At 71.0% G+C, this 15,805-nt stretch carries 16 protein-coding genes; 14 read left to right on the top strand and 2 right to left on the bottom strand.

The features are described 5' to 3' along the window. Window positions 1-125: 125 nt before the first annotated feature. A complete protein-coding gene (locus tag IRX98_RS01300) occupies window positions 126-761 on the top strand; it encodes an MBL fold metallo-hydrolase (RefSeq protein ID WP_224273283.1) in 636 nt (211 codons plus the stop codon). Window positions 762-782: 21 nt separating this feature from the next. On the opposite strand, the gene IRX98_RS01295 is transcribed toward IRX98_RS01300, so the two are convergent. Continuing rightward, a complete protein-coding gene (locus IRX98_RS01295; RefSeq protein ID WP_224273282.1) occupies window positions 783-2,036 on the bottom strand; it encodes an isochorismate synthase in 1,254 nt (417 codons plus the stop codon). A 119-nt stretch (window positions 2,037-2,155) separates the two neighbouring features. Between IRX98_RS01295 and IRX98_RS01290 the strand changes: the two genes are divergently transcribed. Then, the gene (locus IRX98_RS01290) at window positions 2,156-3,343 is read left to right on the top strand and encodes an AMP-binding protein (RefSeq protein WP_224273281.1); all 1,188 of its coding nucleotides are present in this window, start codon (window positions 2,156-2,158) and stop codon (window positions 3,341-3,343) included. 2 nt (window positions 3,344-3,345) lie between these two features. On the opposite strand, the gene IRX98_RS01285 is transcribed toward IRX98_RS01290, so the two are convergent. After that, window positions 3,346-4,365 carry a L,D-transpeptidase family protein gene (locus IRX98_RS01285; protein WP_224273280.1) on the bottom strand — a complete coding sequence of 340 codons (1,020 nt, stop codon included), beginning with the start codon at window positions 4,363-4,365 and terminating at the stop codon, window positions 3,346-3,348. Between the two features lie 112 nt (window positions 4,366-4,477). Here IRX98_RS01285 and IRX98_RS01280 point away from each other — a divergent pair, with 112 nt between their 5' ends. The 12 genes from IRX98_RS01280 to nuoK all read left to right on the top strand — a co-directional run bounded on the left by IRX98_RS01280 (window position 4,478) and on the right by nuoK (window position 15,799). Continuing rightward, complete coding sequence (locus IRX98_RS01280; protein ID WP_224273279.1) at window positions 4,478-5,167, top strand: demethylmenaquinone methyltransferase; 690 nt, start codon at window positions 4,478-4,480, stop codon at window positions 5,165-5,167. Between the two features lie 182 nt (window positions 5,168-5,349). Beyond that, entirely contained in the window at window positions 5,350-5,709 is a 360-nt protein-coding gene (locus IRX98_RS01275; protein ID WP_207083869.1) for an NADH-quinone oxidoreductase subunit A, read from the top strand. Window positions 5,710-5,711: 2 nt separating this feature from the next. Then, complete coding sequence (locus IRX98_RS01270) at window positions 5,712-6,266, top strand: NuoB/complex I 20 kDa subunit family protein (protein ID WP_207083870.1); 555 nt, start codon at window positions 5,712-5,714, stop codon at window positions 6,264-6,266. Beyond that, complete coding sequence (locus IRX98_RS01265; protein ID WP_224273278.1) at window positions 6,263-7,069, top strand: NADH-quinone oxidoreductase subunit C; 807 nt, start codon at window positions 6,263-6,265, stop codon at window positions 7,067-7,069. The genes IRX98_RS01270 and IRX98_RS01265 overlap by 4 nt, the downstream gene beginning before the upstream one ends. Continuing rightward, window positions 7,069-8,427: an NADH-quinone oxidoreductase subunit D gene (locus IRX98_RS01260; protein ID WP_224273277.1), complete on the top strand. Its 1,359-nt coding sequence runs from the start codon at window positions 7,069-7,071 to the stop codon at window positions 8,425-8,427. The genes IRX98_RS01265 and IRX98_RS01260 overlap by 1 nt, the downstream gene beginning before the upstream one ends. Then, complete coding sequence (gene nuoE, locus IRX98_RS01255; protein ID WP_224273276.1) at window positions 8,424-9,086, top strand: NADH-quinone oxidoreductase subunit NuoE; 663 nt, start codon at window positions 8,424-8,426, stop codon at window positions 9,084-9,086. Before IRX98_RS01260 ends, nuoE begins: the two co-directional genes overlap by 4 nt. Then, window positions 9,083-10,393 (top strand): NADH-quinone oxidoreductase subunit NuoF, encoded by a 1,311-nt coding sequence (gene nuoF / locus IRX98_RS01250; protein WP_224273275.1) that lies wholly within the window; start codon window positions 9,083-9,085, stop codon window positions 10,391-10,393. The genes nuoE and nuoF overlap by 4 nt, the downstream gene beginning before the upstream one ends. Next, window positions 10,390-12,798, top strand: a complete 2,409-nt coding sequence (locus IRX98_RS01245; RefSeq protein WP_224273274.1) for an NADH-quinone oxidoreductase subunit G — start codon at window positions 10,390-10,392, stop codon at window positions 12,796-12,798. The genes nuoF and IRX98_RS01245 overlap by 4 nt, the downstream gene beginning before the upstream one ends. 5 nt (window positions 12,799-12,803) lie before the next feature. Further along, on the top strand, window positions 12,804-14,132 hold the full coding sequence (gene nuoH, locus IRX98_RS01240) for an NADH-quinone oxidoreductase subunit NuoH (protein WP_372455986.1): 1,329 nt from the start codon (window positions 12,804-12,806) through the stop codon (window positions 14,130-14,132). Beyond that, the gene (gene nuoI / locus IRX98_RS01235) at window positions 14,125-14,667 is read left to right on the top strand and encodes an NADH-quinone oxidoreductase subunit NuoI (RefSeq protein WP_224273272.1); all 543 of its coding nucleotides are present in this window, start codon (window positions 14,125-14,127) and stop codon (window positions 14,665-14,667) included. The genes nuoH and nuoI overlap by 8 nt, the downstream gene beginning before the upstream one ends. Beyond that, on the top strand, window positions 14,664-15,509 hold the full coding sequence (locus IRX98_RS01230; protein ID WP_224273271.1) for an NADH-quinone oxidoreductase subunit J: 846 nt from the start codon (window positions 14,664-14,666) through the stop codon (window positions 15,507-15,509). The genes nuoI and IRX98_RS01230 overlap by 4 nt, the downstream gene beginning before the upstream one ends. Continuing rightward, window positions 15,506-15,799: an NADH-quinone oxidoreductase subunit NuoK gene (gene nuoK / locus IRX98_RS01225; RefSeq protein ID WP_207083879.1), complete on the top strand. Its 294-nt coding sequence runs from the start codon at window positions 15,506-15,508 to the stop codon at window positions 15,797-15,799. Before IRX98_RS01230 ends, nuoK begins: the two co-directional genes overlap by 4 nt. Window positions 15,800-15,805 lie beyond the last annotated feature (6 nt).

Below are 15,805 nucleotides of genomic sequence, written 5' to 3'. Positions count from 1 at the left end.
GTCTCGGGTGCGATTCGGTGTTTCCCCCAGGGCACTCCACCCAGTCGGGAGCAGGTCACACCTTAACCTTGCGTCCCACCCGTCGGGCGATTCCCCGCAGGTTGGGCCGGGCCTAGTCTGGTCGTGTGCAGATCACCAAGCTCGGCCACGCGTGCGTCCGGGTCCGGGGTGACGGCGGTGTCGTCGTGATCGATCCGGGCGTCTTCACCGACCCCTCCGCGCTCGACGGCGCCGACGCGGTGCTCCTCACCCACGAGCACGCCGACCACGTGCACGCCGACCACCTGCGCGGGCGGGACGTGCCGATCTGGACCATCGCCGCCGTGGAACGCCTGCTGCGCGAGCAGGCGCCCGACGTGGCCGCGCGGGTCACGGTCGTCCGCCCCGGCGACCGCCTCGAGGTCGCCGGAACGGCGGTGGAGGTGGTCGGCGAGAAGCACGCCGTGATCCATCCCGACTACGACCGCTTCGACAACTCCGGCTACGTCCTGGAGTCGGACGGCACCAGCGTCTACCACCCCGGCGACGCCCTCACCCCGCCCGGACGGCCCGTCGACGTGCTGCTGGCGCCGGTGAGTGCTCCGTGGCTGAAGGTGTCGGAGGCCGTCGACTTCGTGCGCGAGGTGGGCGCGCCCACCTCGCTCGGCATCCACGACCGTGTCTACAGCGACGTCGGCCTCGACATGGTGGCCTCGCACATGGCCAACCTGCTGCCCGCCGGGCAGTCCTTCGAGCGCCGCGAGCCCGGCCAGCGCCTCTGACAGCGCGCGCTCCGGTGCGGGTCAGCCGGCGCTGAGCGCGTCGCGGACCGGGACGAACTTCGCCTGGGACTCCGCGAGCTCGGCCTCGGGGTCGGAGCTGGCGACGATGCCGCACCCGGCGAAGAGGCGTACGCCCTCCTCGATGACCATCGCCGAGCGCAGCGCGATGCCCCACTCGCCGTCGCCCGAGGCGTCCATCCAGCCGACGGGGCCGGCGTAGCGGTCACGCGGCATGCCCTCGACCTCGTCGATCAGCCGGATCGCGGCGGGTGTCGGGGTGCCGCCGACGGCGGCCGACGGGTGCAGCGACTCCGCGAGCTCCAGCGACGTCGCCTCGTCGTGGACGACCCCGTTGACGTCGGTGGCCAGGTGCATCACGTTGGGCAGGTGGAGGACGAACGGCGCCTCCGGCACGTTCATCGACGAGCAGTGCGGCTCCAGCGCGTCGGCGACCGAGCGCACGGCGTACTCGTGCTCCTCGAGGTCCTTCGACGAACGCGCGAGCGTGGCGGCGAGCGCCAGGTCGCGATCGTCGTCGCCCGTACGCCGGATCGTGCCGGCCAGCACGCGCGAGGTCACCAGGCCGCGCTCGCGGCGCACCAGCATCTCCGGGGTGGCGCCGAAGATGCCGTCGACGTGGAAGGTCCAGCACATCTCGTAGTGCTCGGCGAGGCGGAGCAGCGGCCAACGCACGTCGAGGGGGACGTCCGTGGTGGCGATCAGGTCGCGGGCCAGGACCACCTTCTCCAGGTCGCCCGCCCCGATGCGGCCGACCGCCTCCGCGACGACCGACATCCACTCCTCGCCGTTGAGCGCGCCGTCGGAGAAGACCAGGCCCACGGGCGGGTCGGGCGGCGTGGCGGGGGCGAGCACCGGCTCCTCGACGGAGACCGTGGTGAGCCAGGTGCGGTCACCGCGCCGACCGACGACGACCTGCGGGATCACCAGCACCGACTCGCCGGGCTCGTCGGCGAACGCGAAGGCGCCGAAGCACACCAGCCCGGTGCCGGGCTCGTTGACGCTGTCGTCGACCTCGGCGCGCGCGACGGTCTCGGACCACCACTTCACCGCGTCGCTGAACCGGGTGTGCCCGGAGGTCTCCAGGCGTGCCGCGACTCCCCAGCCCACCAGGCCCTCGCCGCGGCGCAGCCAGCTGACCGGCTCCTGCCGCGGCAGCAGGTCGAGGAGCGGGAGGTCCGCCAGGTCCACCGGGACGGTGCGCACGACGAGGGGCGCGGCGGGTCCGGGGACGGCGGCGGACGCGGGGGTCGTCACGAGGCGGCAGCCTACGCCGGTGGTCCGAACCGCCTGCGCGCAGATGGCGCAAAGCGTGAACAGGACGGCTGGTGCTGACCTAGGTTGCGGCGGTACACCAGGGAGTGAAGGGGACACCCGTGCCTGCTCAGGAATCGCCGCTCACGCGGCTCACGCGCCACGCCCGCGCCCGCGCCCTCGAGGTCGCGGTCGCCGAGCCGAGCGGTGCGTCCTGGTCGACGCTGACCTGGAACGAGCTCTACCGCCGTGTCATCGACGGCGCCGCCGGCATGATCGAGGCCGGGGTCAACCCCGGCTCCGTCGTCGTGATCCGGGTGCCCACCGGCATCCGGCTGCTCGAGCTCGAGCTCGCCACGCGCGTCGCCGGTGCCGTGCCGCTGCTGCTGCCCGAGCACCTCGACCCGGCGGAGGTCGCGCGGCTCCTCGACGAGATCGAGGTGCGCCTGGTGATCGTCGACGACGAGAGCCGCCTGGCCCTGCTGCGCCGTGCGGTGCTCGCCGAGGCGCAGCTCTTCGAGTGCGACGACCGGTCCTGGGAGCGGTTGCGTGGCATGGGCCTCGAGCGCCGCAAGCGCCAGCCCGACGTGCTGGGCTGGGTGGACGGCGTACGTGCCGGCTCCCCGAGCAGCGCCGTGCTCGGCCTGCCGCGCGAGAAGGGCCCGGCCTGGCTCTTCCGTCCGGAGTCGTCCGGCGCGCTGTCCGACCTGACCGCCGACGACGTGGTCGTGCTCACCGGCGAGGCCACCGACCGCTTCACCACCGTCGTGCGTGACGCCCACCTCGGCGCCGGCTGCACCCTGGTCTGGGTCGAGGGTCCCGAGCGGCTCGAGGCGGCGCTCGCGCAGTTCTCGCCCACCCACGTCCTGCTCGACCACGCCGCCGCCCGGGTCCTGGAGGACCTCATCGAGGTGGGCACCGTCGACGGCGCCCCCTGGCACCAGACTCCGCGGGACGTCCTCGAGGCGACCTCGGCGCGGGTGGCCGAGGCCCGGCTGGGATCACGTGGCCGCAAGCTGGCTGACGAGGTCTCGGCCCTCGTGCCGTGGTGGGGCGGCCGGGTCCGGGTGCTCGCCCTCGACGCGCGGGTGAACCGCACCATCAGCGGCCTCGCCACCACGCTGGGCTTCCGCATCGGTCGCATCGCCCACCACCCCGCGGTCCGGCTGGACCTGGCCCGGGAGCACGCGGTGGTGGACGTCCCCGCCGCGCCGACGGCCGAGGCTGCCTCGGAGGTGCTGCCCCGGCGCGGTGGCCGGACCAGCGACCTGGACAGCGCCTTCTCCCTCGCTGGCACACCCGGGAGCTGAGGTCAGGAGCGATAGACGATCACCTTGTCGCCGAGCCTGACCTGGTCGAACAGCCACGCCACCGCCGCCCGGTCGCGGACGTTGACGCACCCGTGCGACGCCCCGTTGTAGACGTTGGCGGCGAAGTCGGGGGAGTAGTGCACGGCCTGCCCGCCCGAGAAGAACATCGCGAACGGCATGGGGGTGTCGTAGAGGCTCGAGACGTGGTCGCGCGACTTGCGGAACACGGAGAACGCACCCTCGCGCGTCGGCAGCTCGTCGGAGCCGAACCGCACCTCCACGGTCCTCAGCACCACGCCGTCGACCACCCAGCGCAGCGAGCGTGACGACTTGTCGACGCACATGGCGCGGCCCGTCGTGCAGCGCGGGTCGAGGGCGGGACCCTGCGGCACGATGTTGAACAGCTCGGCCTTCGTGGGGGCGCTGGTCATGTCCTCGAGGCGCGTCAGGGTGCGGCGGTCGACCTGGCCGGTGACCGGGATCCGGCGCTTGGCCTGGAAGCCCTTCACGGCCTCGACGGTCGAGCGGGCGTAGCGGCCCGTCACCCGGCCGTCGTACCACCTGACCTGCTTGAGCCGCGCCTGCACCTGGCGCACCCGCATCCCCGCGTCGCCGCGCTCGAGCAGCGGTCGGCCGGGGGTGTAGACGTTGTGCAGAGCCTCGGTGGTGGGCTCGGTGGTGAGCGAGACGACCTTGAGCCAGGTGCGCTCGTCGACGACGCCGTCGGCGGTCCAGCCGCGGCGCCGCTGGAACGTCGCGACCCCGGCGCGGGTCTCCTCGTCGAAGCGGCTGGTCACCACCTCGGAGTGCAGGTCCAGCTGGTGGAGCCGGCTCTGCAGCACGCGCACCCGCCAGCCCTTGTCGCCGGGACGCATGGGCTCGAAGCCGCGCGCCGACGCGCCGGTCGACGGAGCCGCGGCCGAGGGGGACGACCCGACGGCGGTGAGCACCGCGACGGTGCACAGCAGAGCGAGCAGGACGGCGACGAGGCGCGACGAGGCGTACGGCGTGTGGTGCGGCATGAGGTTCCTCCCCCGGGAGCCGTCGACCGAGTGGTCGACGCGTCGATCATAAGGACGCGCACGGACACCCCCGCGTTGCACGGCCTCAGGCTGGGACGCCTACGCTCGGCGCGTGGCCCGCGCTGACCTGGACAAGCAACCGACCGACGTACGTCGCATGTTCGACACCGTCGCCAAGCGCTACGACCTCACCAACGACCTCATGACCGCCGGGATCCAGCGCAGCTGGCGACGCTCGATGGTCGCCGCCGTGGCGCCGCGCAGCGGCGACCTGGTGCTCGACCTCGCCGCGGGCACGGGGTGCTCCAGCGAGCCCTTCGCAGCCCACGGCGCCACCGCGGTGCCGTGCGACTTCTCCGTCGGGATGCTGCAGCAGGGCCGCAAGGACCGCCCGGGCCTGCCGTTCGTGGCCGGCGACGGCACGCGGCTGCCGTTCCTCGACGACACCTTCGACGCCGTGACCATCTCCTACGGCCTGCGCAACTTCGTCGACCCCGTCAAGGGGCTGCGGGAGATGCTGCGCGTCACCCGCCCCGGCGGTCGTCTGGTCGTGTGCGAGTTCAGCACTCCGACCAACGGCGCCTTCCGGTCGCTCTACATGGACGGCTTCATGCGAGCGCTGCCGCGGATCGCGTCGGTGACCGCCAGCGCGAGCGACGCCTACGTCTACCTCGCCGAGTCGATCCTCGCCTGGCCCGACCAGGCCGGCCTCGCCGACCTCGTCGCCGAGGCGGGCTGGACGAACCCCGAGTGGCGCAACCTCACGGGCGGCATCGTCGCCCTGCACCGGGCGACCGCCTGAGTGATTTAGCGCACGAGATCGTGCCTAAATCCGCAGGTCAGGTGGCGTGAGCCAGGTCACCACCCCGACGTGACGCACGCCGCATCCGAGTCCTAGACTGTGGCCCGCGCCACTCGTGAAGACATTCACAAGGTCACATGTCCTTCACTCCGCCCGGCGCTGGTCACACCGGAAGGGAATCGATGGAGCTCTACACCCCGGTCCTCGCCCTGGCGCTGCTCGCGACGGGCTTCGCGGTCTTCTCCGTCGTCATCAGCGCCTTCACCGGCCCCAAGCGCTACAACCGGGCGAAGCTCGACTCCTACGAGTGCGGCATCGAGCCGACGCCGCAGCCGATCGGCGGCGGCCGCATCCCGGTGAAGTACTTCATCACCGCGATGCTCTTCATCATCTTCGACATCGAGATCATCTTCCTCTACCCCTGGGCCGTCCACTTCGACGCGATGGCCCTGTTCGGGCTGGTCGAGATGGTCCTCTTCATCGGCACGGTCTTCGTCGCCTACGCATACGTGTGGCGACGCGGCGGATTGGATTGGGACTGATCATGGGACTCGAGGAGAAGCTGCCCAACGGGGTCCTGCTGACCACGGTCGAGGGCGTCGCCGGCTACATGCGCAAGGCCTCGTTCTGGCCTGCGACCTTCGGCCTGGCCTGCTGCGCCATCGAGATGATGACCACCGGCGGCCCGAAGTACGACCTCGCCCGCTACGGCATGGAGGTCTTCCGCGCGAGCCCGCGCCAGGCGGACCTGATGATCGTGGCCGGTCGCGTGAGCCAGAAGATGGCTCCCGTCCTGCGCCAGATCTACGACCAGATGCCCGAGCCGAAGTGGGTCCTGGCCATGGGCGTGTGCGCCTCGTCGGGCGGCATGTTCAACAACTACGCCATCGTCCAGGGCGTCGACCACGTCGTCCCCGTGGACATGTACCTCCCTGGCTGCCCGCCGCGCCCGGAGATGCTCATCGACGCGATCCTCAAGCTGCACGACCAGGTCCAGCAGACCAAGCTGGGCGTCAACCGTCGCACCGAGATCGCCGAGCTCGAGACCGCCGCGCTGCGCGCCCTGCCGACCTCGGACATGAAGGGCCTGCTGCGGTGAGCGACGACAAGACCGACGAGAACAAGGCGGCCCGCCCGGCCGAGGAGCGCAACCTCGAGAAGGCCAAGCAGGAGACCGGCACCGGCAGCGGTGTCGCCGAACCCGCGCCGGAGCAGTCCCCGGAGAACGTCCCCGCGCCGACCGGTGAGGTCCACGCGGTCGGCGTACGCCACGGCATGTTCGGCGCGTCCGGCACCGGCGACACCTCCGGCTACGGCGGCCTGGTCAGCGCCACGGTCTTCCCGGCCCCGTCGCAGCGCCCCTACGGCGGCTGGTTCGACGAGGTGGCGGACGCCCTGGAGGCCCGCCTGTCGGCCACCGACCTCACCTCGGCGATCGAGAGCGTCGTGGTCCACCGCGGGGAGATCACCTTCCACGTCCGCCGCGAGGACCTGCCCTTCGTCGCCCAGATGTTGCGCGACGACGAGGCGCTGCGCTTCGAGTTCTGCTCCGGCGTCAGCGGGGTGCACTACCCCGAGGACACCGGGCGCGAGCTGCACGCGGTCTACCACCTCACCTCGATGACCCACAACCGGCGCATCCGGGTCGAGGTGACCGCGCCGGACAGCGACCCGCACGTGCCGAGCCTGGTGAGCATCTACCCGACGCTCGACTGGCACGAGCGCGAGACGTACGACATGTTCGGGATGGTCTTCGACGGTCACCCCGCTCTGACCCGGGTGCTCATGCCGGACGACTGGCCGGGCCACCCGCAGCGCAAGGACTACCCGCTCGGCGGCATCCCCGTGGAGTACAAGGGCGGCAGCATCCCTCCGCCCGACCAGCGCAGGAGCTACAACTGATGAGCAGCGAGACGAGCACCGCCAACCAGCAGGACCTGTACGCCGCTCCCGGCGAGACGAGCCAGGGCCGCGTCTTCACCGTCACCGGCCAGGACTGGGACTCCATCACCCAGAGCATCGGCGACGCCGCCGAGGAGCGGGTCGTGGTCAACATGGGACCGCAGCACCCCTCGACGCACGGCGTGCTGCGCCTGATCCTCGAGCTCGAGGGCGAGACGGTCACCGAGGCGCGGTGCGGCATCGGCTACCTGCACACCGGCATCGAGAAGAACATGGAGTACCGCTCCTGGGTGCAGGGCACGACCTTCTGCACCCGCATGGACTACCTCTCCCCGTTCTACAACGAGGCGACCTACGTCCTGGGCGTCGAGCGGCTGCTCGACATCGAGGACGACATCCCGGAGAAGGCGCAGGTCATGCGCGTGCTCCTGATGGAGCTCAACCGGATCTCCTCCCACCTCGTCGCGATCGCGACCGGCGGCATGGAGATCGGCGCGCTCACCGTCATGACCATCGGCTTCCGCGAGCGCGAGCTGGTCCTCGACCTGTTCGAGCTGATCACGGGCCTGCGGATGAACCACGCGTTCTTCCGCCCCGGCGGTGTCGCCCAGGACCTGCCGCCCGGCGCGCTCGACGAGATCCGCGACTTCATCGCCCTGATGAAGAAGCGCCTGCCCGAGTACGCCGCCCTCTGCAACGCCAACCCGATCTTCAAGGGTCGCCTCGAGGGCGTCGGCCACCTCGACCTGGCCGGTTGCATGGCGCTCGGCATGACCGGCCCCGTGCTCCGCTCGACCGGCTACGCCTGGGATCTCCGCAAGACCCAGCCCTACAGCGGCTACGAGGACTACGATTTCGAGGTCCAGACCTGGGACACGTGCGACTCCTACGGCCGCTTCCGCATCCGCCTCAACGAGATGTGGGAGTCGCTGAAGATCGTCGGGCAGTGCGCCGATCGCCTCGCCGGCCTCGAGGGCGCCCCGGTCATGGTGTCGGACAAGAAGATCGCCTGGCCCAGCCAGCTCGCGATCGGCAGCGACGGCATGGGCAACAGCCTCGACCACATCCGCCACATCATGGGGGAGTCGATGGAGGCGCTGATCCACCACTTCAAGCTGGTCACGGAGGGCTTCCGGGTCCCCGCCGGCCAGGCGTACGTCCCGATCGAGTCCCCGCGCGGCGAGCTGGGCGCCCACGTCGTCTCCGACGGCGGCACGCGTCCCTTCCGCGCGCACTTCCGGGACCCGTCGTTCACCAACCTCCAGGCGACGAGCGTGATGAGCGAGGGCGGCATGGTCGCCGACGTCATCGTCGCGATCGCCTCCATCGACCCCGTCATGGGAGGAGTCGACCGATGAGCGAGCCCACGACCGGCCTCGACGAGAAGACCTGGACCGAGCTGCGCGAGATCGCGGCCCGCTACCCCCAGGCCCGTTCGGGCCTGCTCCCGATGCTGCACCTCGTGCAGTCGGTCGAGGGGCGCATCACCCCCGAGGGCATCGAGGCCTGCGCCGAGGTGCTCGGCATCAGCGCCGCCGAGGTCAACGGTGTCGCGACCTTCTACACGATGTACAAGCGCAAGCCCGTCGGCGACTACCACGTCGGCGTCTGCACCAACACGCTGTGCGCGGTGATGGGCGGCGACCTGATCTTCGAGCGGCTCAAGGACCACCTCGACGTCGGCAACGACGAGACGACCGCGGACGGCAAGGTCACCCTCGAGCACATCGAGTGCAACGCGGCCTGCGACTACGCCCCGGTGATGATGGTCAACTGGGAGTTCATGGACAACCAGACCCCCGAGTCCGCTGTCCAGGTCGTCGACGACCTGCGCGCCGGCAAGGAGGTCCACTCGACCCGCGGTCCGCGCCTGTGCACCTGGCGCGAGGCCGAGCGCGTGCTCGCCGGCTTCCCCGACGACCGCGCCGACGAGGGGCCGGCCGCCGGCCCGTCCTCGCTGGTCGGGCTGAAGATCGCCCGTGAGAAGGGCTGGACCGCTCCGGAGGGAGAGAAGTGACCGACACGCTGACCCCGGTCCTCACCGACAACTGGGACGCCGAGCGCGCCTGGACCCTGGCGTCCTACGAGGAGCGCGGGGGCTACGCCGCGCTCGACAAGGCCTTCGCGATGGCCCCCGACGACGTGATCAACGCCGTCAAGGAGTCCGGCCTGCGCGGTCGCGGCGGCGCGGGCTTCCCCACCGGCATGAAGTGGGGCTTCATCCCGCAGGACAACCCGAAGCCGAAGTACCTCGTCGTCAACGCCGACGAGTCGGAGCCGGGCACCTGCAAGGACATCCCGCTCATGATGGCCAGCCCGCACACGCTGGTCGAGGGCGTGATCGTCAGCTCCTACGCCATCCGCGCCAACACCGCCTTCATCTACGTCCGCGGCGAGGTCCTCCACGTGATCCGCCGCCTCCAGCGTGCGGTGCAGGAGGCCTACCTCGCCGGCCACCTCGGCAAGAACATCCACGGCTCCGGCTACGACCTCGACCTCGTCGTCCACGCCGGCGCAGGGGCCTACATCTGCGGCGAGGAGACGGCGCTGCTCGAGGGCCTCGAGGGCCGCCGCGGCCAGCCCCGCCTGCGCCCGCCTTTCCCCGCGGTCGCCGGTCTCTACTCCAGCCCGACGGTCATCAACAACGTCGAGTCGATCGCCTCCGTGCCGAGCATCATCGTCAACGGACCGGCCTGGTTCGCCGGCATGGGCACCGAGAAGTCCAACGGCTTCGGCATCTTCAGCCTCTCGGGCCACGTCGCCAACCCCGGCCAGTACGAAGCGCCGCTCGGCATCACCCTGCGCGAGCTCATCGACCTCGCCGGCGGCATGCGCGAGGGCCACGAGCTCAAGTTCTGGACCCCCGGCGGCTCGAGCACCCCGCTCCTGACCCCCGAGCACCTCGACGTCCCGCTCGACTTCGAGTCGGTGGGTGCGGCGGGCTCGATGCTCGGCACCCGCGCCCTGCAGCTCTTCGACGAGACCACCTGCGTGGTCCGGGCGGTGCTGCGCTGGACCGAGTTCTACAAGCACGAGTCGTGCGGCAAGTGCACCCCGTGCCGCGAGGGCACGTGGTGGTTGTCCCAGACGTTGGCCCGGATCGAGAAGGGCGAGGGCAGCGAGGCGGACCTCGACGTGCTGCTCGACCAGTGCGACAACATCCTGGGTCGCGCGTTCTGCGCGCTCGGGGATGGGGCCACCAGCCCGATCTCGAGCTCGATCCAGTACTTCCGCGACGAGTACCTCGCACACCTGACCCACGGCGGCTGCCCGTTCGACCACGCCGCCTCCACTGTCTTCGCACCCGTGGGAGCCACTGCATGACCACCACTCCTGAGCGCACGGAGGTCGAGACGGTCACGCTGACCATCGACGGCGTCCAGGTCAGCGTCCCCAAGGACACGCTGGTCATCCGCGCCGCCGAGCAGGTCGGCGTACAGATCCCGCGCTTCTGCGACCACCCGCTGCTCGACCCGGTCGGTGCCTGCCGCCAGTGCCTGGTCGACATCCCCGACGCCGGCAACGGGCGCGGCTTCCCCAAGCCGCAGGCCTCCTGCACACTGCCGGTGGCCGAGGGCATGGTCGTCAACACCCAGGCCACCAGCGAGGTCGCCGACAAGGCGCAGCAGGGCATCATGGAGTTCCTGCTGATCAACCACCCGCTCGACTGCCCGGTCTGCGACAAGGGCGGCGAGTGCCCCCTGCAGAACCAGGCGATGAGCAACGGTCGCGGCGAGAGCCGTTTCGCGGAGACCGGTGGCGTCAAGCGCACCTTCCCCAAGCCGATCAACATCTCCGCCCAGGTCCTGCTCGACCGCGAGCGCTGCGTGCTGTGCGCGCGCTGCACCCGCTTCTCCGAGCAGGTCGCCGGCGACCCGTTCATCGCCCTCGCCGAGCGTGGTGCGCTCCAGCAGGTCGCGATCTACGAGCGCGAGCCCTTCGAGAGCTACTTCTCCGGCAACACGATCCAGATCTGCCCGGTGGGCGCGCTCACCTCGGCCGACTACCGCTTCCGCTCGCGGCCCTTCGACCTGGTCTCCACGCCGGGCGTGGCCGAGCACGACGCCTGCGGTGCCGCCATCCGCGTCGACCACCGCCGTGGCAAGGTCATGCGTCGCCTCGCCGGCAACGAGCCCGAGGTCAACGAGGAGTGGATCAGCGACAAGGACCGCTTCGCGTTCCGCTACACCCAGGTCGAGGACCGCATCACCTACCCCCGGATCCGCGAGGACGGTGTGCTGCGTCCCGCCTCGTGGCCCGAGGCCTTCGCCGTCGCCGCCCGCGGGCTGCGCGACGCCGGTGCCGCCGCCGTGCTCACCGGCGGTCGCCTGACCGTCGAGGACGCCTACGCCTACGCCAAGTTCGCCCGCGTCGCGCTCGGCACCAACGACGTCGACTTCCGCGCCCGCCCGCACAGCGCCGAGGAGGCGAGCTTCCTCGCCTCGCAGGTCGCGCTGTCCGGCGGCGTGACCTACTCCGACCTCGAGGCGGCCCCCGTCGTGGTGCTGCTGGGGCTCGAGCCCGAGGACGAGGCGGCCACCATCTTCCTGCGGCTGCGCAAGGCGGCCCGCAAGGGACGTACGCAGGTCGTGTCCGTGGCGCCCTTCACCTCGCGCGGCCTGCACAAGATGAACGGTCGCCTCGTCGCGACCGCGCCGGGCGCCGAGGTCGAGGCCATCGGCTCGCTCCGGGACACCGAGCACGGCATCACCAAGGACGCCGTGATCCTCGTCGGCGAGCGCCTCGCGCAGACCCACGGAGCGCTGACCGCCGCGGTCGAGCTCGCCCGCAGCACCGGCGCCCGGCTCGCCTGGGTGCCGCGTCGTGCCGGTGACCGCGGTGCGGTCGAGGCCGGCGCGCTGCCCAACCTGCTGCCCGGCGGTCGGCCCGTCACCGAGGCGTCGGCCCGGGTCGACCTGGCCGCCGCGTGGGGTGTGGACTCGCTGCCTGCCAAGGTCGGTCGCGACGGCAACGCCATCGTCGCCGCACTCGCCAAGGGCGACCTCGGCGGCCTCGTGGTCGCCGGAGTCGACCCCGACGACACCGCGGACCCTGCCGCTTTCCGCGCCGCCCTCGGCGCGGCCGGCTTCGTGGTCAGCCTCGAGCTGCGGGAGACCGACGTGACCCGCGCCGCCGACGTGGTGCTCCCGGTCGCGCCGGTCACCGACAAGTCCGGCACCTTCGTGACGTGGGACGCCCGCACCCGCGACTTCGTCGCCGTCTTCAGCAACCCCGCGTCCCTGCCGGACCTGCGCGTGCTGTCGGGGATCGCCGACGAGCTCGGCCGCCCGCTCGGCTTCCGCACGGTGGAGCAGGTGCGCGCGGAGATGCAGGCCCTCGGCCCGTGGGACGGCGCCCGCCCGGCGCTCGATGCCGGCAAGGCACCGAAGGCGCCGAAGGCGAAGGCCGGTGCGCTCGCCCTCGCGTCCTGGAAGCAGCTGATCGACCTCGGGTCGATGCAGGACGGTGAGGCGCACCTGCGCGCCACCGCCCGCACGCCCGTGGCGCGCGTGAGCCGCGCGACGTACGAGTCGGTGTTCGGCATGCTCGACGCCGGCCAGGACCCGGTCGCCACCCTCTCCGGCGACCGCGGCAGCATCACGCTGCCGGTGGTGGTCGCCGACCTCCCCGACGACGTGGTCTGGGTCCCGGCCCGCTCCGTCGGCCGGGGTGTCCTCGCCGATCTCGCCTCGCCGGGCTCCTCGGTGATCGTGAAGGGAGCCAAGTGATGGCCATCTCGCCGCTGGCAGCCTCGCTGCCCGACGCGGACCTCGCCCAGTTCGGTCAGGACCCGTGGTGGGTGATCGTCCTCAAGGCGGTCTTCATCTTCCTGATCCTGGTGCTGCTGACGCTCTTCAACATCTGGTTCGAGCGCCGCGTCGTGGCCCGCATGCAGCACCGCGTCGGCCCCAACGTGCACGGCCCCTTCGGCCTGCTCCAGTCGCTCGCGGACGGCGTGAAGCTGGCGCTGAAGGAGGACATCGTCCCCAAGGCGGCCGACAAGGTCGTCTTCCTGCTCGCGCCGGTCATCGCCGTGGTGCCGGCCTTCGTGACGTGGGCGGTCATCCCGCTCGGCCCGGAGGTCAACTTCTTCGGCGAGCGCACGCCGCTGCAGCTCACCGACATGCCCGTGGCCGTGCTCTTCATGCTCGCCATCGCCTCGATCGGGATCTACGGCATCGTGCTCGGCGGCTGGTCCTCGGGCTCGACCTACTCGCTGCTCGGCGGCCTGCGCTCGAGCGCGCAGATGATCTCCTACGAGGTCGCGATGGGCCTGGCGCTCGTCGCGGTCTTCCTCTACGCCGGATCGATGTCGACCTCGGAGATCGTCGCCGCCCAGGACGACCTGTGGTTCGGCCTGATCCTGCTGCCGTCCTTCGTCATCTACGTCATCTCCATGGTCGGCGAGACCAACCGTGCGCCCTTCGACCTCCCCGAGGCGGAGGGTGAGCTGGTCGGCGGCTTCCACACCGAGTACTCCAGCCTGAAGTTCGCGCTGTTCTTCCTGGCCGAGTACATCAACCTCGCGACCGTGTCGGCCATCGCCACCACGCTCTTCCTCGGCGGCTGGGCCGCGCCGTGGGGCATCGAGCACGTCTGGGCCGGCGCCAACTCCGGCTACTGGCCGCTGCTGTGGTTCTTCGGCAAGGTCTTCATCTTCATCTTCATGTTCGTCTGGCTGCGCGGCTCGCTGCCCCGCATGCGCTACGACCAGTTCATGGCGCTGGGCTGGAAGGTCCTGATCCCGGTCTCCCTGGCCTGGATCGTGGCCGTCGCCACCATCCGCGTCATCTCGCTCGAGGGCGACATCAACCGCACCTACCTCGTGGCCGCGATCGCGGTCCTGCTCGTCATCACCGTCGGCCTGATGTTCCTGGGCGACGGCGACAAGGACGAGGAGGCGCCGGTCGAGGCCGACCGCGAGCCCCAGGACGCGTTCGCGGGCGGCTTCCCCGTCCCGCCGATGCCGCAGGGCGGTGCCGTACGCGGCGGCGCCGCGCCGCTGACGTTCGCGTCGGGCCGCACCACCGTCACCGCTGCAGCGGAGGAGAACCATGAGTGAGTCCCAGGACCCCACCAGCCCGGAGGGGGCCAAGCAGCGCGTCTGGGACCCGATCGCGGGGTTCGGCGTCACCTTCCGGACGATGTTCAAGAAGGTCGTGACCGAGCAGTACCCGTTCGAGAAGCTCCCCACGGCGCCGCGCTTCCACGGTCGGCACCAGCTCAACCGCTGGCCCGACGGGCTGGAGAAGTGCATCGGCTGCGAGCTGTGCGCGTGGGCCTGTCCGGCCGACGCGATCTACGTCGAGGGTGCCTCCAACACGGAGGACGAGCGCTTCAGCCCCGGCGAGCGCTACGGCCGCGTCTACCAGATCAACTACCTGCGCTGCATCCTGTGCGGGCTGTGCATCGAGGCGTGCCCGACCCGCGCGCTGACGATGACCAACGAGTACGAGCTGGCCGACGACAACCGCGCCGACCTGATCTACGAGAAGTCCGACCTGCTCGCCCCGCTGCTGCCCGGCATGGAGCAGCCGCCGCACCCGATGCGCCTCGGCGACGACGACGGCGACTACTACAGGGGGACCACGCGATGACCTTCTGGCTCCTCGCACCGATCATGGTGGCGGCGGCGCTCGGCATCCTGTTCGTCCGCAAGGCAGTGCACGCCGCGCTGCTGCTCGCGGTCGTGATGATCAGCCTGGCGGTCCTCTACGCCGTGCTCGACGCACCGTTCCTCTTCGCGGTGCAGATCATCGTCTACACCGGCGCCATCCTCATGCTGTTCCTCTTCGTGATGATGCTGATCGGCGTCGACGCCTCCGACTCCACCGTCGAGACGATCCGCGGCCAGCGGGTCATGGCCGTCGTCCTGGGCCTGCTCTTCGGCACCGTCCTGGTCGTCGGGATCAGCCAGGTCACCTTCGGCGCCGTGGTGGGCCTCGACGAGGCCAACGCCGGCGGCAACGTCCCGGCCATCGCCAACATCCTGTTCAGCAAGTACGTCTTCGCCTTCGAGGCCACCAGCGCGCTGCTCATCACCGCCGCGCTCGGTGCGATGGTGCTCGCCCACCGCGAGCGCCTCACCCCGAAGCTCGGCCAGGCCGACCTCGCGGCGCAGCGCATGCGTGACTACGCCGAGCACGGCAAGCACCTCGGTCCGCTGCCCTCGCCCGGTGTCTACGCCCGCCACAACGCGGTCGACACCCCGGCCCTGCTGCCCGACGGCACCGCCGCCGAGTCGTCGGTGTCCCGGGTCCTGGCCGCCCGCGGCACCGTTCGCTCGGCCCCTGCGCTCGCCGACGACATCGACGACGTACGCCGTCAGATCGGCGGCCTGGACGGGCACAGCGACCCGACCACGATGCCCGAGACCTCCGGCAAGGCCGGCGCGCCGGCGCACACCGAAGAGGACGTGCAGAAGGGCGAGGAGAAGTGACCCAGTACATCGTCCTGTCGGCGATCCTCTTCACCATCGGCTGCGTGGGTGTCCTCACCCGTCGCAACGCGATCGTGGTGTTCATGTGCGTGGAGCTGATGCTCAACGCCTGCAACCTCGCCTTCGTCGCCTTCGCCAAGCAGCACGGCAACCTCGACGGCCAGATCACCGCCTTCTTCGTGATGGTGGTGGCTGCTGCCGAGGTCGTGATCGGGCTCGCGATCATCATGACCATCTTCCGCACCCGACGCTCGGCCTCGGTCGACGACGCCAGCCTGCTGAAGTACTGAGGGAGA

Source organism: Nocardioides lacusdianchii, from assembly GCF_020102855.1.
GTDB lineage: Bacteria > Actinomycetota > Actinomycetes > Propionibacteriales > Nocardioidaceae > Nocardioides > Nocardioides lacusdianchii.
The sequence above is the reverse complement of the archived record's forward strand: the minus strand, read 5'-3'. Positions and strand labels throughout refer to the sequence as shown.